This window comes from Streptomyces sp. NPDC048671 (genome assembly GCF_055587045.1).
Genome location: NZ_JBVJHB010000005.1, coordinates 226291 through 246030, shown reverse-complemented (window position 1 = coordinate 246030; position 19740 = coordinate 226291). Strand labels below are relative to the sequence as shown.

At 72.5% G+C, this 19740-nt stretch carries 20 protein-coding genes; 7 read left to right on the top strand and 13 right to left on the bottom strand.

Annotation, left to right across the window (positions count from 1 at the left end):
- Nucleotides 1-18: 18 nt before the first annotated feature.
- From ACZ6S6_RS12240 to ACZ6S6_RS12215, 6 genes are all read right to left on the bottom strand, one after another.
- Nucleotides 19-1056, bottom strand: coding sequence for a glycoside hydrolase family 6 protein (locus ACZ6S6_RS12240; protein ID WP_362957896.1), 1038 nt, complete (start codon nt 1054-1056; stop codon nt 19-21).
- A 378-nt stretch (nt 1057-1434) separates the two neighbouring features.
- A complete protein-coding gene (locus ACZ6S6_RS12235; RefSeq protein ID WP_469705302.1) occupies nt 1435-2154 on the bottom strand; it encodes a class F sortase in 720 nt (239 codons plus the stop codon).
- A gap of 1 nt (nt 2155) precedes the next feature.
- Nucleotides 2156-2719, bottom strand: a complete 564-nt coding sequence (locus tag ACZ6S6_RS12230) for a hypothetical protein (RefSeq protein WP_469705299.1) — start codon at nt 2717-2719, stop codon at nt 2156-2158.
- 128 nt (nt 2720-2847) lie between these two features.
- The gene (locus tag ACZ6S6_RS12225) at nt 2848-3636 is read right to left on the bottom strand and encodes an HAD-IIA family hydrolase (protein ID WP_362957744.1); all 789 of its coding nucleotides are present in this window, start codon (nt 3634-3636) and stop codon (nt 2848-2850) included.
- A 404-nt stretch (nt 3637-4040) separates the two neighbouring features.
- Nucleotides 4041-5222: a hypothetical protein gene (locus tag ACZ6S6_RS12220; RefSeq protein WP_469705297.1), complete on the bottom strand. Its 1182-nt coding sequence runs from the start codon at nt 5220-5222 to the stop codon at nt 4041-4043.
- Between the two features lie 150 nt (nt 5223-5372).
- Nucleotides 5373-6551, bottom strand: a complete 1179-nt coding sequence (locus ACZ6S6_RS12215; RefSeq protein ID WP_469705295.1) for an ROK family transcriptional regulator — start codon at nt 6549-6551, stop codon at nt 5373-5375.
- A 56-nt stretch (nt 6552-6607) separates the two neighbouring features.
- Here ACZ6S6_RS12215 and ACZ6S6_RS12210 point away from each other — a divergent pair, with 56 nt between their 5' ends.
- Complete coding sequence (locus tag ACZ6S6_RS12210) at nt 6608-7753, top strand: Gfo/Idh/MocA family oxidoreductase (protein ID WP_469705293.1); 1146 nt, start codon at nt 6608-6610, stop codon at nt 7751-7753.
- Entirely contained in the window at nt 7750-8229 is a 480-nt protein-coding gene (locus tag ACZ6S6_RS12205; RefSeq protein WP_362957754.1) for a heme-degrading domain-containing protein, read from the top strand. The genes ACZ6S6_RS12210 and ACZ6S6_RS12205 overlap by 4 nt, the downstream gene beginning before the upstream one ends.
- Before the next feature lie 210 nt (nt 8230-8439).
- Here the strand turns inward: ACZ6S6_RS12205 and ACZ6S6_RS12200 are convergent, their stop codons facing one another.
- The 4 genes from ACZ6S6_RS12200 to ACZ6S6_RS12185 all read right to left on the bottom strand — a co-directional run bounded on the left by ACZ6S6_RS12200 (nt 8440) and on the right by ACZ6S6_RS12185 (nt 11344).
- A complete protein-coding gene (locus ACZ6S6_RS12200; protein ID WP_469705291.1) occupies nt 8440-9300 on the bottom strand; it encodes a fumarylacetoacetate hydrolase family protein in 861 nt (286 codons plus the stop codon).
- Between the two features lie 150 nt (nt 9301-9450).
- The gene (locus ACZ6S6_RS12195; RefSeq protein WP_362957760.1) at nt 9451-10221 is read right to left on the bottom strand and encodes a YidC/Oxa1 family membrane protein insertase; all 771 of its coding nucleotides are present in this window, start codon (nt 10219-10221) and stop codon (nt 9451-9453) included.
- A 136-nt stretch (nt 10222-10357) separates the two neighbouring features.
- A complete protein-coding gene (locus tag ACZ6S6_RS12190; protein WP_469705288.1) occupies nt 10358-10693 on the bottom strand; it encodes a DUF6412 domain-containing protein in 336 nt (111 codons plus the stop codon).
- Nucleotides 10694-10783: 90 nt separating this feature from the next.
- The gene (locus ACZ6S6_RS12185; protein ID WP_469705286.1) at nt 10784-11344 is read right to left on the bottom strand and encodes a winged helix-turn-helix transcriptional regulator; all 561 of its coding nucleotides are present in this window, start codon (nt 11342-11344) and stop codon (nt 10784-10786) included.
- Between the two features lie 241 nt (nt 11345-11585).
- Between ACZ6S6_RS12185 and ACZ6S6_RS12180 the strand changes: the two genes are divergently transcribed.
- The gene (locus ACZ6S6_RS12180; RefSeq protein WP_469705284.1) at nt 11586-13067 is read left to right on the top strand and encodes an MFS transporter; all 1482 of its coding nucleotides are present in this window, start codon (nt 11586-11588) and stop codon (nt 13065-13067) included.
- Nucleotides 13068-13083: 16 nt separating this feature from the next.
- Here the strand turns inward: ACZ6S6_RS12180 and ACZ6S6_RS12175 are convergent, their stop codons facing one another.
- The 3 genes from ACZ6S6_RS12175 to ACZ6S6_RS12165 all read right to left on the bottom strand — a co-directional run bounded on the left by ACZ6S6_RS12175 (nt 13084) and on the right by ACZ6S6_RS12165 (nt 15695).
- Nucleotides 13084-14607 (bottom strand): sodium:solute symporter family protein, encoded by a 1524-nt coding sequence (locus tag ACZ6S6_RS12175; protein WP_469705282.1) that lies wholly within the window; start codon nt 14605-14607, stop codon nt 13084-13086.
- Nucleotides 14604-14762, bottom strand: coding sequence for a DUF3311 domain-containing protein (locus ACZ6S6_RS12170; protein ID WP_167523716.1), 159 nt, complete (start codon nt 14760-14762; stop codon nt 14604-14606). The genes ACZ6S6_RS12175 and ACZ6S6_RS12170 overlap by 4 nt, the downstream gene beginning before the upstream one ends.
- Nucleotides 14763-14909: 147 nt before the next feature.
- Nucleotides 14910-15695 (bottom strand): class E sortase, encoded by a 786-nt coding sequence (locus ACZ6S6_RS12165; RefSeq protein ID WP_469705280.1) that lies wholly within the window; start codon nt 15693-15695, stop codon nt 14910-14912.
- 87 nt (nt 15696-15782) lie between these two features.
- Here ACZ6S6_RS12165 and ACZ6S6_RS12160 point away from each other — a divergent pair, with 87 nt between their 5' ends.
- From ACZ6S6_RS12160 to ACZ6S6_RS12145, 4 genes are all read left to right on the top strand, one after another.
- Entirely contained in the window at nt 15783-16787 is a 1005-nt protein-coding gene (locus ACZ6S6_RS12160; RefSeq protein WP_362957776.1) for an SEC-C domain-containing protein, read from the top strand.
- Nucleotides 16788-16919: 132 nt separating this feature from the next.
- Nucleotides 16920-17438, top strand: a complete 519-nt coding sequence (locus ACZ6S6_RS12155; protein ID WP_469705607.1) for a GNAT family N-acetyltransferase — start codon at nt 16920-16922, stop codon at nt 17436-17438.
- Between the two features lie 97 nt (nt 17439-17535).
- Nucleotides 17536-18048: a hypothetical protein gene (locus ACZ6S6_RS12150; RefSeq protein WP_469705277.1), complete on the top strand. Its 513-nt coding sequence runs from the start codon at nt 17536-17538 to the stop codon at nt 18046-18048.
- A 134-nt stretch (nt 18049-18182) separates the two neighbouring features.
- Nucleotides 18183-19712: an ATP-binding protein gene (locus tag ACZ6S6_RS12145; RefSeq protein ID WP_469705275.1), complete on the top strand. Its 1530-nt coding sequence runs from the start codon at nt 18183-18185 to the stop codon at nt 19710-19712.
- Nucleotides 19713-19740 lie beyond the last annotated feature (28 nt).

The following is a 19740-nucleotide window of genomic DNA, read 5'->3' as shown; positions in this document are numbered from 1 at the left end:
ACCGGACAGGACCCCGTCCTATTCGGTGCCGCGGGCCAGGCCGAGGGCGTACTCGGGCCACCAGTCGCCGGCCTTCGGTCCGCCCCGGCAGTCGCCGTCGGACTCCCCCGGGCGCTTGATCCAGAGGTACGCGTCGACCAGCTCGTCGCCCGTGGACGTCGTCGGCGTCGCGCCGAGGGCCCGTCCCGGCGGATTGCACCAGCTCTTGGCGGGGTCGCCGCCGGTGTACGGGCCGTTGCCGTTGCGGCTGGTGTCGATGACGAACGGCTTGCCGCCCACCTTCGCCGACAGCCGCTTGCCGAAGTCCTCGCTGACCTCGGTGGTCTGGAAGTTCGAGACGTTCACCGCGAAGCCGTCGGCCGCGTCGATGCCCGCCTGCCGCAGCGGCTGGAAGAGCGCGTCCGGGGTGTGCCAGCCCGCGTTGCCCGCGTCCAGGTAGACGCGGGTGCCCGGCAGCCGCTTGAGCCGCTCCACCGCGCCCTTGAGCAGGTCGTAGCGCTCCTCGTGGAACTCCTGCGGGGTGCATCCGTCGACCAGGTGCAGCACCGCGTCCGGCTCCAGGACCACCGTGGCGCCGCGGTCACCGATGCCCTTGGCCACGCCGTCCAGCCAGTCGCGGTAGGCGTCGCCGTCGGCCGCGCCGCCCTTGGAGAACTGTCCGCAGTCGCGGTGCGGGATGTTGTAGAGGACGAGCAGCGCCTCGCGGCCGGCCTTCGCGGCGGCCTCCGTGAAGCCCTTCGCCTCGGCCTCCGGACTGTCCGGGCCGATCCATTCGCCGACCGGCTGCCGCGCGATCCTCCGGACCAGGGCGGCGTTCTCCGTGTTGCCGTCCTCGGTGTACCGGGCGACCTGCCGGGCGGCGTTCCCGTCGGGGTTGACCCAGTACGGATCGGTGCCCTTGGGCTGCTGGCCGATGGCCGCGGGGTTCTTCCCCGCACCGCCGGAGTCCTTGTCGCCGTCGCCGGAGGAGGAACATCCCGCGAGCAGCAGCGCGGCGCCGATCACGGCCACGCCCGCTCCCCGCATGCCGAACCGGCCGTTGTGGCTGCCGTACATCCACTCCCCCTCGGACGCGACGGCGGTGCGCTGTCGCATCGCCGCCCATCCTGGCACAGGGCCCGGAAGCGGCCCGGCCCCTCACGACTTCACCGAAGAGCCGTTACGGCGGGTTCACCACGCTCTGCCCGGCTTGACCGCGTGCGGAGCGTGACTGGTTATCGACGTGCTGTCAGACCCCAGGTGGGCGTGGGCGGTTCGGCGTCCTACAGTGGGCGTTCGGCGACCCCGGACGCCACCGACCTCCCGTGTCCGGGCCGGGCCACTCCCGCGGCCCGCGCCCCGCGGTCGAGGACCGGCCCGGCCGGCGCCCGGAGAAACCGGGCGGCCGGCCGGGCCGTGTACCGACGGGCTGACGGGCTGACGGCGGCGACGGGATCAGCCGCCGCTCCCGGCGCCCGCCTTCCCGCCCGCCTTCCCGCTCGTCTGCTCCGCCGGTTTCTCGCCGGTCAGATACGCCGAGACGACCACGTTCGCGGTGTACTCGTGCGAGGCACGGTCGTACGTACCGCCGCAGGTGATCAGCCGGAGCTCCGCCCGGCCGTCCTCGCGGGGGCCGTACGCCTTCTGGGCGTCGAAGCGTTCGCGGGTGAAGACCTGGACGTCGTCGATGGTGAACTCGGCGGTCGTGCCGTCGGTCCGGGTCACCTCGACCTTGGCGCCGGGGCGGGCGGCGCTGAGCCCGTAGAAGACGGCCGGTTTGGTCTCGGTGTCGACGTGGCCGACGAACAGCGCCGGCCCCTTGGCCCCAGGCTCGGTGCCACTGCCGTACCAGCCGACCGTCTGGGGCGTGTCGAAGGACGGCGGTGCGATCGCCCCGGCCTCGTCCAGGCCGCGGGACACGACGGGGGCCCGGACGCCGATCGACGGAATCTCCACGCTCCGCGGCGCGACGCCCTTGATCGGGTCGTGTGCCGGAGGCAGCGGTACGCCGAGCGGGCGTCCGACCGCGGCGACGTCCCCGGTGGTCGGGGCGGAGCCGATGCCGGAACCGTCGGTGATGCCGCGGCCCCAGAGCCACAGGCCCAGCAGGAGCACGGCCCAGGCCACCCCGGTGAGCAGCCTGCCGTGCCCCGGCGAGGAGTCCGAGGAGGACATGTCAGCCGGTGGCCGGGCGGCGGCGGCGCACGCTGCGGAAGGCGACCGCGACGGCGGCGACGGCGGCCAGGGCGAGGCCGATCACCGCGTGGACGGTGCCGGGGCCCTCCTGCTGGGCGGCCTGGTCCGCGAGTACGGCGGTGCCGCCGCCGCCCGCGCGGACCGGGGCGACGGGCATGGGCCGGCTGCGGTGGACGACGGTGACGACGGCGGACACCTTGGTGTGCTTGTCGTCCTTGCACACCGCCTGGACGTCGTAGTCGCCGGCCTCGGCGTCGGAGCGGATCCGGGCCTCGGCGAAGAGCGCCTTGCCGTCACCGGGCGAGAAGCGCGCCTCGGAGACGAAGGCGTCGGAGTTCCCCTTGGCCTCCTTGCCCTTGCAGCCGTCGACCTCCAGGTCGACCTCACCGCCCGGGGCGATGGAGGACGGGGAGACCGAGAGGGTGGCCCGGCCCCGCGAGTCCTGGTCGTGGTCGGAACCGGAGCTGGCCAGTGCGACGGAAGCGGGCATCAGGGTCGCCGCGGCCACCGCGACGGCACAGAACGTGAGGGGTATTGAACGCATCGTGAACCTCCTTATGGAAGGTTCACGCGTGCGGCGGCTTTCCGCATCCGCAGGGGCCGCGGCACTGGGCCGGTGGAGTGCGGGGGTGCGTACGCGGCGCGCACGCTCCCCCGCCCCCGGACCGGGCGTCAGCCCAGGTCGACGAGGTTCACGAGGTCGGCGATGGAGTCGACGACCGTGGACGGCCGGAACGGGTACTTGTCGATGTCCGCCACCGTGGTGAGCCCGGTGAGCACCAGGAACGTCTGCATGCCCGCCTCCAGGCCGGCCAGCACGTCGGTGTCCATCCGGTCACCGATCATGGCGCTGGACTCGGAGTGGGCGCCGATCGCGTTGAGCCCGGTGCGCATCATCAGCGGGTTGGGCTTGCCCGCGAAGTACGGGGCTTTGCCGGTGGCCTTGGTGATGAGGGCGGCGACGGACCCGGTCGCGGGCAGCGGGCCCTCGGCGGACGGGCCGGTCTCGTCCGGGTTGGTGCAGATGAAGCGGGCGCCGCCGTTGATCAGCCGGATCGCCTTGGTGAGCGCCTCGAAGGAGTACGTACGGGTCTCCCCGAGTACGACGTAGTCGGGGTCGTGGTCGGTGAGGACGTAGCCGATGTCGTGCAGTGCGGTGGTCAGCCCGGCCTCACCGATGACGTACGCCGTGCCGCCGGGCCGCTGGTCGTCCAGGAACTGGGCGGTGGCGAGCGCGGAGGTCCAGATGTTCTCGACGGGCACGTCGAGGCCCATCCGGCTGAGCCGGGCGTGCAGGTCGCGGGCGGTGTAGATCGAGTTGTTCGTGAGGACCAGGAAGGGCAGCCCCGACTCCCGCAGCCGCTTGATGAAGGCATCGGCACCGGGGATCGGGGTCCCCTCGTGGATGAGGACTCCGTCCATGTCGGTGAGCCAGGACGAGATCGGCTTGCGCTCTGCCATGCGGGACTCCTGATTTGCCGTACGCCGGGTGCGGGGACGCCGGCGGCACCGCGCTGTGCAGCGCCGACGTCCCCGATTTTAGGCTGCCCGTTCGACCGGCGGGTACTGCCTGCTCACCAGTACCCGATCATGGCGCCGGATCAGCCGGAGGTGATCCTCACACCGTCGACCACCCGGAACCAGTTCTCGCCCCCTGCGTACCGACGTGGGACCAGACCCGTTATCTCTTCGCGACACTCCACCGGAGGTCCGGACTCCCGAGGTGAATCGTCCGGCAACGGTCAGCTGCGGGATGCCGGAGCGGATCGGTGCGCCAGGTGCCTGGTCGTGCGGGTAGTCCACGCCCCGATGGTGGCAGACGGACATGAACACCGGTGGACGGCCGGGCCCGGAGCGGCTCGAAGTCAGCGGCGGGCGCGGCGCATCCGGCGGGACCGGAGCACCACGGCTCCGCCGCCGATCAGGAAGCCGGAGACGGTGAGACCGGACAGCGGCAACGACACGGGGATACCGGTCCTGGCCAGCTCCGGGACCCCGGCGGGGTCCCGGCCGGGTGCGACGGGGCGCGGGGTGCCGGTGGTGGTGCCGCCGGGCCGGGTCCCGTCGGGGAGGCGGCCGGACTCCTCGCCCGTACCGTCGCTCTCCCTGCCGGTGCCACCGGTCTCGCGGCCCTTGCCGACCTCGCCGGTGCCGTCCTGCTCCTTGCCGGTCCCGTTGCTGTCCACGCCTTCTCCCCCGCCGTCCTCGACCACGGTGAACGGATAGTCCCCGGACTCTCCGACCCACTCCCCGTCACTGCCCTCCGGCACTGTGCCGCTGTCGCTCGTACCGCTGTCGTTCCCGCCGCTGTCGCCCGTGCCGCCCGCCGGGTGCTTCCGCTGGACGATCGCGGCGTTGGCGGTGATCCGGCCGGGGCTGGTGTCGGAGGTGAACGCGAGCCTGACCTGGACGGTGACGGTGTGGCCGGCGGGCACGGTGAAGCCCCCGAAGGCGTCGCCACCGACGCCGCCGAAGACGCCGATGTGTTCGTCCCGGTCGGTCGTCTCCCAGGTGACGCGGTGTTCCACGTCCGGATGCGCGCGCTCGGAGAACTTCAGCTGGATCTGGTCCGAGGTCAGCTTGCGGTCGGCGTCGGTGAGGACCAGGACCGGGTGGATGGAGCCGCAGGACCGCGAGGTGGTGTTGGTCAGGTCCAGGAACCAGGTGCCGTAGCCGCCGCCGGAGGCGTAGGTGTCGGGGCCGCCGTGGATCCGGGTGTCGATCGGGAACTCGGCCGCCTCCGGATCACCGCAGGCCGGCTGCTGGTCGGCGGTGACGGCGACCGGCGCGGACGCCGCCGAGGCCGCCAGTGCCGCTAATGCCGCGGTCAGCGGGGTGGCCGGGGTGGAGGCCGGATTGTGCTGCGGGGCCGCCGACGCGTTCCCCGCCCCGCCGAGCACGACGGCGGGGACCACACTGGCGGCGGCCAGCCCGAGCGCGAGCCCGTGCCCGTGCCGGGGCCGCCCGGCGGATGCGGGCGGGCACGTCGGCGCGGGGTGTTCCGGGGGTGTGGCGGGCGGGGGCGGGGTGGGGGGCACGGAGGGCATGAGGGGCGGCCTTCGCTGCTCGCGGAAACGGTCGGCTCGCCCCGGACCCGGAGTTCACCGGTATGGACCCGCGACGCTGCCACGCCCGGGGGGCCGCCCCCGCGCAGACATGCCGCGGGCCCGCCCGGCCGGCGGCGGCGAACCCCTCGATCAGCCGAGCCGGGGCGGCTCCGGGTCGCCCTCCCCGTGGTCATCCGGCTCCGGGTGGCCGTCCCGCTCCCGCTCCGGGGCGTCGCTGCCGCCGACGCGGCCGAACAGCGGGGCGAGGACCAGTTGCGCCGCCCCTTCCGCGACCGGCCGGTCGCCTCCCCCGGCGGTGACCTCCGGTACCGGCACCCCGCCGACGCCCTCGCGCCGGGCCCGCTCGTCGAGCACGGCGCGCACTCCCCGGACGTACGCGTCGGGGTCGGCGGCGACGGTACGTCCGCCCAGCACCACCCGGTCGATGCCGAGCAGCCCGACCAGGTTGGCGGCGCCGGTGCCGAGCACCCGCGCGGCCTCGGCGACATCGCCGCGGGCGACGGCCGCCAGGCAGAGCGCCTCGATGCAGCCACGTCCGCCGCAGCCGCACCGCGCCCCGTCCAGCTGAACCGTCTGGTGGCCGAACTCACCGGCCCCGGTACGGGCCCCGCGGTGCAGCGCCCCGCCGAGCACCAGCCCCGCGCCGAGCCCGGTCCCGAGGTGGAGGTACGCGAAGTCGCCCGGACCCGGCGCCTGGAGGGCGAGCCCGAGGGCCGCGGCGTTGGTGTCCTTGTCGATGACGACGGGCAGCCCGGTCCGCGCGGCGAGGGCGTCCCCGAGCCGGTAGCCGTCCCACTGCGGGAATCCGGTGACGCGGTGCAGCACCCCGCCCCGGTGGTCGAGCGGCCCCGGTACCGCGGCCCCCACGCCGAGCACCGGCCGCGTGCCGTCGCCGCGCACGGCGGCGACCGCGCCGGCCGCCGCCGCGACCACCTCGTCGGCCGGGGCGCCGAAGTCCAGTGGGGCCGTACGGCTCGCGACCACCGTGCCCGCGAGGTCGACGAGCACCACGGTGAGCCCGTCGCGGTCCAGATGCAGCCCCACCGCGTGGCCGGCGTCCGGGACCAGCCGCAGCACGGTCCGGGGCTTGCCGCCCGTGGAGGCGCGGTGGCCCGCCCCGGCCGCCAGCCCCTCGGCCCGCAGCCGGGCGGTGATCTTGCTGACGGCCTGCGGGGTGAGCCCCGTCCGCTCGGCGAGTTCGAGCCGGCTGATCCCGCGCTCGCCCGCGACCCGCAGCAGGTCCAGCACGAGCGCCCCGTTGTGGCTGCGCAGCGTCGGCAGGTTGGCGCCGCTATTACTTCTGTTCACCGACCCATTGTCGCCGCCGCTTGCACTTTGGCAACAGCGTTGCCAAAGTGGAACGCATGACTGCCCACGCGACTCACGAGCCCTCCGGAACGGCCCCGACCCCCCTGCGCGTCGGACTCGTCGGCTACGGCCTGGCGGGTTCCGTGTTCCACGCCCCGCTGATCGCCGCGACCGACGGTCTCGTCCTGGACACGGTCGTCACGTCGAACGAGGACCGGCGGGAGCAGGCCCGCGCCGAATTCCCCGGCGTACGGTTCGCCGCCTCGCCGGACGAGCTGTGGCAGCGGGCGGACGAACTCGACCTGATCGTGATCGCGTCGCCGAACAGGACCCATGTCCCGATCGCCGCCGCCGCGATCAGGGCCGGCCTGCCGGTGGTCGTGGACAAGCCGATCGCCGGTACGGCAGCCGAGGCGCGGGAGCTGGCGGCCCTGGCCGAGGAGCACGGGGTGCTGCTCTCGGTCTTCCAGAACCGCCGCTGGGACAACGACTTCCGCACCCTGCGCGCGCTGATCGCGGACGGTGAGCTGGGCGAGGTGCAGCGCTTCGAGTCCCGCTTCGAGCGGTGGCGCCCGCAGACAAAGGGCGGCTGGCGCGAGTCGGGCGACCCGCAGGAGATCGGCGGGCTGCTGTTCGACCTGGGCAGCCATGTCGTCGACCAGGCGCTGGTCCTGTTCGGTCCGGCGGTGCGGGTGTACGCGGAGTCGGACGTACGCCGGCCGGGCGCGGCGGCCGACGACGACACGTTCCTGGCGATCACCCACGAGAGCGGGGTCCGCTCGCACCTGTACGTCAGCGCGACGACGGCCCAGCTCGGCCCGCGTTTCCGGGTGCTCGGCTCCACCGCCGGCTATGTGAAGTACGGCCTCGACCCCCAGGAGGCCGCCCTGCGCGAGGGCGCCCGCCCGTCGGCGGACGAGCCGTGGGGAGAGGAGGCCGAGGAGCTGTGGGGCCGGCTCGGCTCGGGCGAGTCCCCGCTCACGGGCGGCGGCACCCCGGTCCGTACGCTGCCGGGCGACTACCCCGCGTACTACGCGGCGGTCACCGACGCGCTGCGCGGAAAGGGCGAGAATCCGGTGACCGCCCTCCAGGCCGCCGCGGCCCTGGACGTCCTGGAGGCCGCCCGCCGCTCGGCCCGCGAGGGCGTCACCGTCACCCTGCCCGCGACCCCCGGATCCCCCACCGAGGAGCAGTCCGCATGAACCCCACCGCTCCGACCATCTCCGAGCTGATCGCGCAGGAGCGCCGGCTGACGCTGCCGCACTTCGGCTACGACGACGCGTACGCGCTCGGCGGCCTGCTCGTCTCCCTGGCCCGCGAACGGCACGCACCGGTCGCGATCGACATCCGGCGCGGGGCGCAGCAGCTGTTCCACGCCGCGCTGCCGGGTTCGAGTGCGGACAACGACGCCTGGATCGACCGCAAGCGCAGGGTCGTCGAACGGTACGGAGAGAGCTCCTACCTGGTCGGCACCCGGTTCCGGGCCAAGGGGACGACGTTCGACGACGCCTCGCGCCTGAACCCGGGCACGTACGCCGCGCACGGCGGCTCGTTCCCGATCTCGGTCGAGGGCGCGGGCGTCATCGGCTCGGTCACGGTCTCGGGCCTGCCCCAGGCGGAGGACCACGCGCTGGTGGTCGAGGCCCTGGAACAGTTCGCGACGACGATCACCGCCTGACCCGCCCGGAGGGGCGGGCCCACTGTCACCGACAGCCCCCACCCCTCCGATGTTTCAACAGAGAGCTCAACCACTTCAAGCCCGAGCCCGGCACATCAGGCCCGAGCCACGGCACATCGAGCCCGAGCCCGGCATATCAAGCCCGTCCGGCGATTGAGGACAAAGCGGCCCCCCGGGCGCACCCGGGCAGAACCACCCCACCTTGCCCCCCTACGCCCCCTTCAGCTCCTGCCGCTGCCGCCCCAACCCCGCGATCTCCAGCTCCACGACATCCCCGGCCCGAAGATACGGCTTAGGCTCGGGCTGCCCCATCGCCACCCCCGCCGGCGTCCCGGTGTTGATCACGTCGCCCGGGTACAGCGTCATGAAGTGGCTCAGGTAGCGCACCACCTCACCGACCGGGAAGATCTGCTCGGCCGTCGTACCGTCCTGCTTCAGCTCACCGTTGACCCAGAGCTTCATCGGCAGCGCCTGCGGGTCGGCCACCTCGTCGGCCGTCACCAGCCACGGCCCCAGCGGGTTGAACGTCTCGCAGTTCTTGCCCTTGTCCCAGGTGCCGCCGCGCTCGATCTGGAACTCGCGCTCGGAGACGTCGTGCGCGACCGCGTACCCGGCGACGTGCGCGAGCCCGTCCTCGGCGGAGTCCAGGTAGCGGGCGGTGCGCCCGATGACGACCGCGAGCTCGACCTCCCAGTCGGTCTTCTCGCTGCCGCGCGGCACGAGCACCGTGTCCTCGGGCCCGACGACGGTGTCCGGTGCCTTGAAGAACAGGATCGGCTCGCCCGGGATCTGCGCGCCGGTCTCCGTGGCGTGGTCGTGGTAGTTCAGCCCGATGCACACGATCTTGCCGATCCGGGCGAGCGGCGGACCCACCCGCAGCCCCTCGGCGTCGAGCACCGGCAGCTCGCCGGGCGCGGCCGCGGCTGCCCGGACCCGGGCCAGCGCGTCCTCGTCGGCGAGCAGCGCGCTGTCGATGTCGGGGACGACTCCCGACAGGTCACGCAGGGTTCCGTCCTCATCCAGCAGTGCCGGTCGTTCCGCGCCTGCCGTACCCACACGAAGCAGCTTCAACGGTCTGTCTCCCCTTGGTCGAGATCGGGCCCGTCGGATGGGTTGCGGCCATCGCAGGCTTGTCCGATCCTCCAAGACATCCGATCACTCCGCAAGACCCTGTTCACACACTGGACCCGCGCACCCGCACCCCTGATCCACACGACACCCCTAGGCGGCAGTGGCCATGGCGGCGCCCGCGGCCGGCATGTCGCGGTACAGGTAGGCCCGTTCGACCGCGGTCCACGTGGTGCTGGTGACGACGTACAGGGCGGCGGCCAGCGGCACGAAGGCCACGGTGAAGAGAGTGAAGAAGGACATCAGCGGCATCACCTTCGTCATCGCCCCCATGCCCGGGACCGGCTGTCCGTCGGGGCCGGCGGTCGGGGTGACGGGGTTGACGGCCATCTGTCGCTTCGTACGCCCGTAGTTGAACGTGGCGACCGCAGCGACGATCACGAACAGCCCCACGTACACGAGGCCCTGCGCCCCGAACATCCCGCCGTGCGCGAGCGCGTCGCGCCAGCGCTCGCCCAGCGGGGCACCGAAGAGCTCGTGGCCGAGGAGCTCGTTGGCGTGGCTGCCGATCTTCTGGCTGGAGAAGAGGTGGTAGAGCAGGAAGAAGGCCGGCATCTGGAGCAGGCTGGGCAGGCAGCCGGAGAGCGGCGAGACCTTCTCCTCCTTGTGCAGCTCCATGAGCGCCTTCTGCATCCGGTCGGGGTTCTTGCGGTGCTTCTTGCGCAGTTCGGCGATCTGCGGCTGGAGTCGGCGCTGCGCCTTCTGTCCGCGTGCCGCGGCCCGCGAGAGGGGGTGCACGGCGAGCCGTACGAGGGCGGTGAACAGCACGATCGCGGCAGCGGTGGACGCGGTCTGGAAGAACGGGTGGAGCAGATCGGCGAAGGCGCCGACCAGGCTGGCGAAAGCGGACATGAAGGCGGACATGGATGAGCCCTCCGGGGGTCTCGTCGTGCCGGGAAGTGGATCAGCTTCGGCATGACGATCCGCGCGGGGCGCCCACGCGTACGCGCACACGGCGTACGCACCTGGACGAAGGAGGGAAGAAAAGGAGAGGGGAGCCCTACGCGGCCGTCAGGAGGACACGGCCGGGAGCTCGGGGGCGCCTGCGCCCCTTGGCGTCGGGGTCTCGCTGCGGAAGGAACGCGGTGCGTTTCTCCCGGTCGCGCATGGCGGTACGGACCCGGGTGCGGGGCACCGGGACGGCGCAGCGGGCGCTGATGACCGAGCAGGCGACGAGTGCGGTACCGGCGGCCGCGGTGGCGGCGAGCGCGACCGCGGCGGAGAGGCTGCCGCCCTCGGCGAGCAGGACCTCGGTGAGGAAGAAGAGCAGGAGTCCGGCGGGACGGAGCAGCCGGGCGAGGGCGCCGCGCAGGCGGTTCATGGCACCTGCGTCCATGGGTCCTCCCCCTCTCGCGTTCCGGCGGCCGCGACCGCGACCGCGCTGTGAAACGGCACTTCAACCTTTAACCGTTATACACGATCGCCGTCAACCGGCCTCAGGCGCGATCAGCCCCGATCGGCCCCGATCGGCCTCGATCGGCAGCAGGAGTCGGCGGGGCCGGAGCAGTGCGCGGCAGACCGGATTGTCCGGATCCAGGTCCAGCCCGTCACCGGGCCGCATCTCGACGTCCTCGGGCGGTACGGGCACGGCGCAGACCGGGCACTCGCCGTACGCCCCCAGTTCGGTGCCGCAGGCGGCGTGGACGAAGACACGCATCGGGAGCGTGCCGGGGATGTGGTCGCGCCCCCATGCGCCGAGGCTGCGGACGACCGGCCAGAGGGCCTTGCCGCTGTCCGTGAGGACGTACTCCTCGCGCGGCGGCGACTCCTGGTACCGGCGCTTCTCCAGCACCCCGGCCTCGATGAGGGACTGGAGGCGGGTGGCCAGGACGGCACGCGGGACGCTGAGGTGGACGAGGAAGTCGTTGTACCGGCGTACGCCGTAGAAGGCGTCGCGCACCACGAGGAGCGTCCAGCGCTCGCCGATCACTTCGAGTGCGCGGGCGATGGAGCACTGCTGGTTCGAGTAGTCCTTGCCGAGTGCCATGGGGTCACTTTACTCCCGTGGGTTCGATGAACGAACCGACCGTGCTAGCGTCAGCGCATCGACACGGGTTCATTCACTGAACCCACCGCGTGTGCGGCCTGCTGCCCGCGCAACCACCGCTTGCGCGAACCACGTTCATGCGACCCACCGCCCTCGCAACCCACCACGTGCGCGACCCACCACGTACGTAACCCACCACGTGCGTAACCCACCCGACGGACGCGAACTCCGGAGCGATGCCATGGCCCAGCCCGTACGCCCCCGTTCCCGCACCGGCCCCGCGCCCGTCACCCCACAAGCGGAGCCGGAGCCGCACCCGCGCCCACCGCGTCCGGACACGCACCACCACTCCCGCTCCCGCTCCCGCTCCCGCTCCCACCCCCATCCCCGCCCCGGCCCGACGCTCGCGATCACCGCCGCCGCCACCGCCGTGGCGCTGATGAACTACACCTCGCCGATGACGACGGTCCCCGGCATCTCCGCGGCCCTCGCCACCCCGCCCTCCGGCCAGGCCTGGCTGCTCAACGGCACCCCGCTCGGCCTCGCCGCCGTCCTGCTGGTGGCGGGCAGCCTCGCCGACGACTACGGCCGCCGCAGGCTCTTCCTGATCGGGACGCTGGCCCTCGGCATCACCACCGCGCTCGGCGCCCTGGCGACCGACACCCTCACCTTCACGCTGGCCCGGATCGCCCAGGGGGCGGCGAGCGCGGCGATCCTGGCCACCAGCCTGGGGCTGCTGGTCGGCGCGTTCCCCGCCGGGGCGGCGAGGATCAGGGCGACGGGGATCTGGGGCGCGTTCGTGAGCGCGGGGATCGCGCTGGGCCCGCTGCTGGCGGGTTCGCTCGGGTCCGTCGACTGGCGGCTGCCGTACGCGGTGCTGAGCCTCGCCGCCCTCGTGACGGCCGCCCTCGCGTTCCGTACGCTCACCGAGTCCCGGGCCCCGCGCGGCGGCCGGCCGGATCTGGCGGGCGCCGCGGTGCTGGGCCTGGCGATGACGGCACTGCTGACGGCGCTCACGCTCGGCCGGGACGGCTGGCTGCGGGCGCCGATCGGACTGCTGCTGCTCGCCGCGCTCGCGCTGACCCTCGGGTTCCTGGCGGTGGAGCGCCGGGCGGCGGCCCCGCTGATCGATCTGTCGCTGCTGCGCAGCCGCCCCTTCCTGGCCTCGGCGGCCGGCGGGCTGTTCACCGGCCTCGCGGTGATCGGCCTGTTCAGCTATCTGCCGACGCTGCTCCAGCAGGCGCTCGGTCTGTCGGCGCTCAACTCGGCGTGGCTGTTCCTGCTCTGGTCGGGCACGGCGTTCCTGGTGGCGCTGCAGGCACGCCGGCTGACGGGCCGGGTCATGCCCCGCCACCAACTGGCCGTGGGCTTCGCGCTGCACGCGGTGGCCGTGCTGTCCCTGCTCGGCACGCTGGGAGTCACCGCGCACCCCGGTCCGGCGGTATGGCTGCGGCTGGTCCCGGCACTGGTCGTGTCGGGCGCCGGCAGCGGGCTGCTGAACGCCGCGCTGCCCCGGCTGGCGGTCGAGTCGGTGCCGCCGGAACGGGCGGCGATGGGCTCGGGCGCGAACAACACGGCCCGCTACATCGGCTCGTCGGCGGGCGTGGCGGTGACGATCGCGATCGCCACGACGGGCACGGGTGCGAACGGCGCGCTGCTGCTGTCGGTGGGACTGGCGCTGCTGGCGACGGTCACGGTCCTGCTGCTGCGGGAGCGCGACTGATTCCGCGCACGCCCCCTCATCCCACCGCCACCGCGCGCTCCTCGTCCCCGGTCCCGTCGATCTCGTCCCGTGCGAGCACGTCCTCGTCCGGCCGCTCGTCGTGCTCGCGCGGCCCCGCGTACGTCACCGCCAGCGCGACGGCCAGATTCGCGCCGAGCGCGACGATGCCCGCGTTCACGCCCCACACCGGATCGTTCTCCGTGAAGACGAACCCGCACACCACGCCCACCCCGACGACCAGCCCGCTCACCGCCCCGAGCAGCGTCAGCCGCCGCCACATCAGCCCGAGCAGCACCATGGGCAGCAGCTGCGCCATCCCCTCGTACGAGATCAGCGAGAGCCGCACGAGGGTGTTCGGGGCGGTGTAGGTGAGCAGCAGGGCCAGGCTGCCGGCGATCACGACGACCACCTGGGCCGCGCCCTTCTGCCGCTGCTCCCAGCGCGGTACGAGCGAGAGCACGCTGCGTCCCCACATCGTGCCGATGACCAGCATGAAGACGGCCATCGGCACGATCGAGGAGAGGGCGGCCGCGACGCCGATGACCCCGACCGACCAGGCCGGCAGCGAGTCCACGACCAGCTTGAACAGGGCCAGGTTGGACTCGGCCCCGACCAGCCCCGGCACGACGAACAGGGCCGCCATGCCGAGCAGCATCGGTACGAACAGCAGGACGTTGTAGGCGGGCAGCCACATCGCGTTGCGCCGCAGCACGTCGGCGTTCTTCGCGCCGAGGTAGCCGGCGACGGTCGTCGGGAAGATCACGACGGTGAGGGAGTTGAGGAACGAGGTGGTGATGAACCAGGCCTGCCCGAGCCCGCTGTCCCCGTGCCCGGGGAAGGTCAGCCACTCGCTCTTCTCGGTGACGAGCCGGTCGAGGAAGGGCCCGTAGCCGTCGAAGTAGTGCGTCGGTACGTAGACGGCGAGGAAGCCGAGCGTGGCGATCACCATCACGTCCTTCAGCACGGACACCCACGCGCTGCCGCGCAGCCCGCTGACGACGACGAAGCCGGTGGTGACGGCGAAGGCGATGAAATAGGCCCAGTTCAGGCTGATCGCGCCGTAGGAGATCGTCGAGACGACCACGCCCATGCCGGTGATCTGGAGCTGGATGTACGGGAGCAGGAAGACGGTCGCGAGGACGGCGACGAGCGCCCCGAGCCAGGGCCGTGCGAAGCGGTGCGCGACCATGTCGGTGATCCCGACGAGGCCGTGCTTGCGCGCGTACGCCCAGAGCATGGGCCCGACGACATAGCCGACGGCGTAGCCGCAGGACATGTACGCCACCACGTAGAGCACCGGCGCCCCGTAGTTGTAGCCCCAGCCCGCGGCGCCGAGATAGCTGAAGCTGGTGTAGCCCTCGCCGGCCATCAGCACCCAGATGAAGACGGTCCCCAGACTGCGCCCGCCCACCGACCACTCGGCGAGCCCACCGCCCTCTCCCCCGCCCCTGCCGCGGCGCCCGCGCACGGCGAACAGCCCGAGGGCGACGGTGGCGACCATGAAGACCCCGAAGACGGAGGTCGCGACGGCGGCGTTCACCGGCGGTCCCCCCGCCGGGTCAGCCAGACGGCGACGGGGGTCAGCACCGTCGCCCCGAGCAGCCAGAAGAAGAGGAACGGCAGCCCGAGAACCACGGGACGGACCCGGTTCACCAGCGGCAGCGCCCCCAGGTACAGCACGTAGGGAACCAGCAACCACAACAACTGCGGACGTCGTCTGAGCACGTCAGGAAAGTCTAGTTAAACCGCCCCGTCCGCACACCACCGCCCAACGCCTGCCCCGACATTCACCCCAGTCCCCCCACCTCCCCCGACATTCACCCCAGTTCCCCCCTCCCCCGCCTACCTCCCCCGCACATCCGTCAGCTTCCCCCACACGACAAGGCGGTACCGGGAGGTGAACTCGGGCGTGCACGTCGTCAACGTCACATAGGACCCGGCCGCCCGGTACCCGACGTACGGCTTCACGTTGCTGCGCGGCACGGCGGCCACGACCCCGCCGTCCCCCGCACCGGTCTGGGGGAGGGTCTTGTCGACGGTGTACGTGTAGACGGTGTCCCGGGTCTCGACGGTGACCCGGTCGCCGCGGCGCAGCCGGTTGATGTAGCGGAACGGTTCGCCGTGGGTGTTGCGGTGGGCGGCGAGCGCGAAGTTCCCGGAACCGCCGGGCTGCGCGGTGCCGGGGTAGTGGCCGACGTACCCCTTGTCGAGGACGCCGCTCCTGCTGATGCCCTGGGCGACGGGTGCGGTGAGCCCGATGCGCGGGATCCGGATGACGGCGTAGGCCTGGGACCGGCCGGGCGCGGTGGCGTTGGTGGCCGGGGCCGCACCCCGGCCCTTGGTGTCGCCCGTCGACACGGCGGGGCTGTCGTCCGCGGGCTGCTCCGGCTCCGCGTCCGCCCCCGACGGCTCGGGCGCCGGATCTCCCCAGTCCCGTTGGAGGGCCTGCACGGTGTGGGCGGCGCCGGCGCGGGCCTGCCGGTTGGTCCACCACAGCTGATGGGCGACGAGCAGCAGCACGACGACGCCGAGGGTCACCACCAGCTCGGCGCTCGTCCACAGCCCGCGCACAGCGGCCTGCCGCCCTCGCGAGTTCCGCTGCACCACCACAGGTATCCGCTCACGCACGGCCCGCACGATAGGGCCAAGCCCCGTAACTCTCCAGAGCTGGAACAACTCTCCGTGCCGCGGCCGTACAGCAGTACGGTGTGTTTCATGCGCCCCGACACGCCTGCCGACCACACCACCGAAGCCGAGCGCCTGCTGCGCACCGCGGCGCAGTACCCCGAGGACCACGAGCCGCTGCTCCTCCAGGCCGCCGCCCATCTGGAGCTCGCCGGCGACCGCGCCCGCGCCACGACGCTCTACGACGAGCTGCTCAGCACCCCCGGCACCGAACACCCGCACCTGGTCAAGGCGCTCAACGCCGCCAACCTGTGGGAGTACGGCCATGAGGCCGAAGCCCGCGCGATCATCGACGGCATCCGCGCGGCGGGCCCGCTGGAGGCGGCTCCCTGGGAGATCGCGGCGGAGACCCTGGAGGCCCACGACGAGCTGGAGGCGGCCCACGACTACTTCTCCACGGCCCTCACCCTGCTCATCGCACCGGGCGAGGAAGTCCCTTACGCCACGCAGTCGTTGCTGACCGGCCGCCACCGGGTGCGCCGTCTGATGGGCGTCCGGCACGACGCCTGGGACGAGCTGGCCGACACCCTGCACACGGCGGCCGTCCCGCTGGACGAACTCCACGACCCGAAGCGCCTGTGGGCCCTGGGCTCCTCGGACCCGGGCGAGCTGCGCGCCGAGATCACCCGCCTCCGCGCCGAACTCGGCACCTACCGCACCGCTCTCTCCCGCCCCTTCCCGGTGGCGGTGCTGCACTGGCCGGAAGCCGAACTGAGCGAGCTCCTCACCGCGTACCCGAGCCTCGGCAGCGAGTACGCCTCCCACCCGGACCACCTGGCCCGCCTGGAGACGGCCCTGCGCGACCTCCATGCGACGGGCACCCCGAACCTCGGCATCGTGAGGGGGACGGTCCCGTCGTACGAGGCGTTCGCCGCCTCCGAGGCCGCCTCCCCGGCCGACCCGGACCTGCTCCCCCAGTACGCCACCACCCTCGCGGCCCGCGGCCGCGCGGTCCCGTGGCCCCCGGCGAGGAGCGCGGCCTGCTGGTGCGGCACGGGCCGCCCGTACCGCGACTGCCACGGGGGCGCGCTGTAGGAGGCGGGGCCGGGGGCAGCAGCACGATCGCGCCAATAACCGGATGCGGGGCGCAACCCGACTGACTACGGTCCCGCCATGCCCTCCACGTCCTCCATACCCACCACGTCCTCCGTGCCCTCCGTGCCCTCCGTGCCCGAACTGCGGCGGCTGCGCGCCGACCACGCCCCGGCCCTCCTCACGTTCGAGCAGGAGAACCGCGCGTTCTTCGCGGCCTCGGTGCCGGACCGCGGCGACGACTACTTCACCGACTTCGCCGCCCGCCACGAGGCCCTCCTCGCCGAGCAGGCGGCCGGCACCTGCCACTTCCACCTCCTGGTGGCGGAGGACGGCGAGGTGCTGGGCCGCTTCAACCTGGTCGACGCGGCGAACGGCACGGCGGACCTGGGCTTCCGCCTGGCGGAGAGGGCCACGGGCCGCGGCCTGGCCACGGCGGCGGTCCGCCACCTCTTCACCCTCTGCACGACGGCGTACGCCCTGACCACGCTCCGCGCGTCGGCCACCGTCTCCAACACGGCCTCACGATCCGTCCTGACGCGGACGGGGTTCGTCGCGACGGGCGAGGAGGTACTGCTGAACGGGAAGCGGGGGCTGGGGTACGTACGGGAGCTGACCCCGGAAGCAACGACGCCCGCGCCGGGACCCGCGTAACCCGGTGGGAAGTGGCCGACTTACCTGTGGCCAAACGCGCACCGCCCGCCGATCATGGCCTCGTGAACTGTGGACCACTTCGGGGGAAGGCCACCAGATGAGCACGGACGACCCGGGCACGCCGGACAGCACACGGGCCAACGGAGACCAGGACCCAGGAGAAGCACTCCGCCCACCCGGCCCCGGCAGCCCCGGCAGCACCCCGCCGCCCGCCGCCGGTCAGATGCCCGGCACGGTCAGCGGCCTGCGCGTCATGATGATGACCCTCGCCGGCCTCCAAGCCGTACTCGGCCTCGCCCTCATCACCGACAGCGCCGACGTCGCGACCTCCCTCTGGAACGAGGCGCGCTCAGGCAGGGTGATCTTCACCGGAGCGCTACTGGTGGCGCTGGCCGCCTGGGGCATCACCACCGCCCTCAAATTCCCGACACGCCACCCCCGCGTACGCACTTCAGCCGTCGCGTACAGCTGGACGGGCCTCCCCTTCGCCCTGGCCGCCTTCCAGGTGACCCCGATCCTCGGCGCACTCGTGCTCATCCTGGCAATCCTGCTCACGGTCCGGCCGAACCAGCCGGAGAGCCGGGCCTGGTTCAGCGGGCGGAGGGTCTGACGCCCGCGGGCAGCGGTCTTGTCACCGGGACTCCTTCTGTCCCATCTTTGCAATACCATCACATTCAGAATATTCATCTCCAGGGCCACACCTCCCCACGCAGGTCTCAGCTCTGTGCGCGGGAGGAAACCTTCATGCCGCCTTATCAGCACTCTGCCGGCTGGCAGTTCGAGGTCCCGACCACCGGTACCAAGCAGCTCCCGCCCGCCGCCCGGTATGTCGAGTCGCTGACACATCAGGGGTACGGCTTCGAGGCGGCCATCGCCGACCTGGTCGACAACTCCATCGACGCGGGGGCTCGTAACGTCGTTGTCAGCTTCCTGCGTGACGACGACCGTCTCGTCAGCCTCCTCGTCATCGACGACGGCCATGGCATGGGCGACGACGCCCTGGACACGGCGATGACGGTCGGCGGCCGCGAAGGCTACGACGATTCCGCCCTCGGCCACTTCGGTGCCGGTCTCAAGGCCGCGTCCCTCTCGCACGCCGATTCGCTGACCGTGATCAGCCGCACCAAGCGCAGTCCGTCCACCGGCCGTCGCTGGCTGACGGCCCGCGCCCAGGTGGACTTCAGCTGCGACATCGTGGATCCCGGCTACTGCCAGGAACTCGTCGACCGTTACGACGGCCTGATCGAGTGGCACGGCACGATCGTCCGCTGGGACCGGGTCCGCGCGTTCGACACCATCACGCAGGGCCAGGCGGACCGCTACCTCAACGACGCGATCGAGAAGCTGGAGACCCATCTCGGGCTCTATCTCCACCGGTTCCTCGCCCGCGAGGACTTCAACATAGACATCGTCGTCGAGGACGTACGGACCACGGAGGAGCTGGACCACCGGGGCGTCGAACCGATCGACCCGTTCGGCTACCGGGTACCCGGCCGGGCCGGCTTCCCACGTACCTATAGCGCACCGGTCGAGGGCGTCGGCGAGGTCGCGCTCGCCGCCCACATCTGGCCCCCGAAATCGCCCCTGGTCAGCTACCGGGGCATCGGCCCGCTCGCCGAACGCCAGGGTTTCTACATCTACCGCAACGACCGGCTCGTCCAGGCGGGCGGCTGGAACAGCACCCGCAGCCCGGAGGGACACCTCGCCCTCGCCCGGATCGCCGTGGATCTGCCGCCCGAGCCGAACGACGTCTTCAGCCTCACGGTGAAGAAGGACGGCGTCACCGTCACGCCCGCGTTCGCACGCGGCCTGGAACAGGCGGTGGACGGTACGGGCCACGCCTTCGGCGCATACGTGCAGGAGGCGGCAGTCACGTACCGGGAGGCAGCCAAGCGTGCCACCGAACCGCAGCGCAAGGCCGTCCTGCCGGCCGGCAAAGGCCTGGACCCCAAGCTGCGGCGCACCCTGCGCGATGAACTGCCGGAGCTGGAGGGCGAGGACCCGATCGCCTTCCGCTGGGACACCCTGCCGTCGGACGTCTTCTTCGAACTCGACCGTGAGCAGCGGGAAGTGAGGCTCAACAAGGAGTACCGGCAGGTACTGAACGGCGGCCGCCGAGGTGGACTGAACGACGCCCCGATGGTCAAGAGCATGCTCTACCTCATGGTCAACGAGATCTTCCAGAAGGAGCGGGTCCGGGCCGTCCACACCGACAATGTGGCGCTGTGGAACAGCGTCCTGGTGACGGCGGCGCGCTGCGAACTCGCGCGCTGAGCCACCGCCCCGCAGCGCCCGCCCCGAC

What these genes read in the sequence shown, in the direction of transcription:
- ACZ6S6_RS12195 (WP_362957760.1), bottom strand. Translation starts at nt 10,221, where the DNA reads ATGTCCGCCTTCATGTCCGCTTTCGCCAGCCTGGTCGGCGCCTTCGCC.
- ACZ6S6_RS12160 (WP_362957776.1), top strand. Translation starts at nt 15,783, where the DNA reads ATGCGCCCCGACACGCCTGCCGACCACACCACCGAAGCCGAGCGCCTG.
- ACZ6S6_RS12210 (WP_469705293.1), top strand. Translation starts at nt 6,608, where the DNA reads ATGACTGCCCACGCGACTCACGAGCCCTCCGGAACGGCCCCGACCCCC.
- ACZ6S6_RS12150 (WP_469705277.1), top strand. Translation starts at nt 17,536, where the DNA reads ATGAGCACGGACGACCCGGGCACGCCGGACAGCACACGGGCCAACGGA.
- ACZ6S6_RS12220 (WP_469705297.1), bottom strand. Translation starts at nt 5,222, where the DNA reads ATGCCCTCCGTGCCCCCCACCCCGCCCCCGCCCGCCACACCCCCGGAA.
- ACZ6S6_RS12235 (WP_469705302.1), bottom strand. Translation starts at nt 2,154, where the DNA reads ATGTCCTCCTCGGACTCCTCGCCGGGGCACGGCAGGCTGCTCACCGGG.
- ACZ6S6_RS12190 (WP_469705288.1), bottom strand. Translation starts at nt 10,693, where the DNA reads ATGGACGCAGGTGCCATGAACCGCCTGCGCGGCGCCCTCGCCCGGCTG.
- ACZ6S6_RS12180 (WP_469705284.1), top strand. Translation starts at nt 11,586, where the DNA reads ATGGCCCAGCCCGTACGCCCCCGTTCCCGCACCGGCCCCGCGCCCGTC.
- ACZ6S6_RS12205 (WP_362957754.1), top strand. Translation starts at nt 7,750, where the DNA reads ATGAACCCCACCGCTCCGACCATCTCCGAGCTGATCGCGCAGGAGCGC.
- ACZ6S6_RS12225 (WP_362957744.1), bottom strand. Translation starts at nt 3,636, where the DNA reads ATGGCAGAGCGCAAGCCGATCTCGTCCTGGCTCACCGACATGGACGGA.
- ACZ6S6_RS12145 (WP_469705275.1), top strand. Translation starts at nt 18,183, where the DNA reads ATGCCGCCTTATCAGCACTCTGCCGGCTGGCAGTTCGAGGTCCCGACC.
- ACZ6S6_RS12240 (WP_362957896.1), bottom strand. Translation starts at nt 1,056, where the DNA reads ATGTACGGCAGCCACAACGGCCGGTTCGGCATGCGGGGAGCGGGCGTG.
- ACZ6S6_RS12230 (WP_469705299.1), bottom strand. Translation starts at nt 2,719, where the DNA reads ATGCGTTCAATACCCCTCACGTTCTGTGCCGTCGCGGTGGCCGCGGCG.
- ACZ6S6_RS12185 (WP_469705286.1), bottom strand. Translation starts at nt 11,344, where the DNA reads ATGGCACTCGGCAAGGACTACTCGAACCAGCAGTGCTCCATCGCCCGC.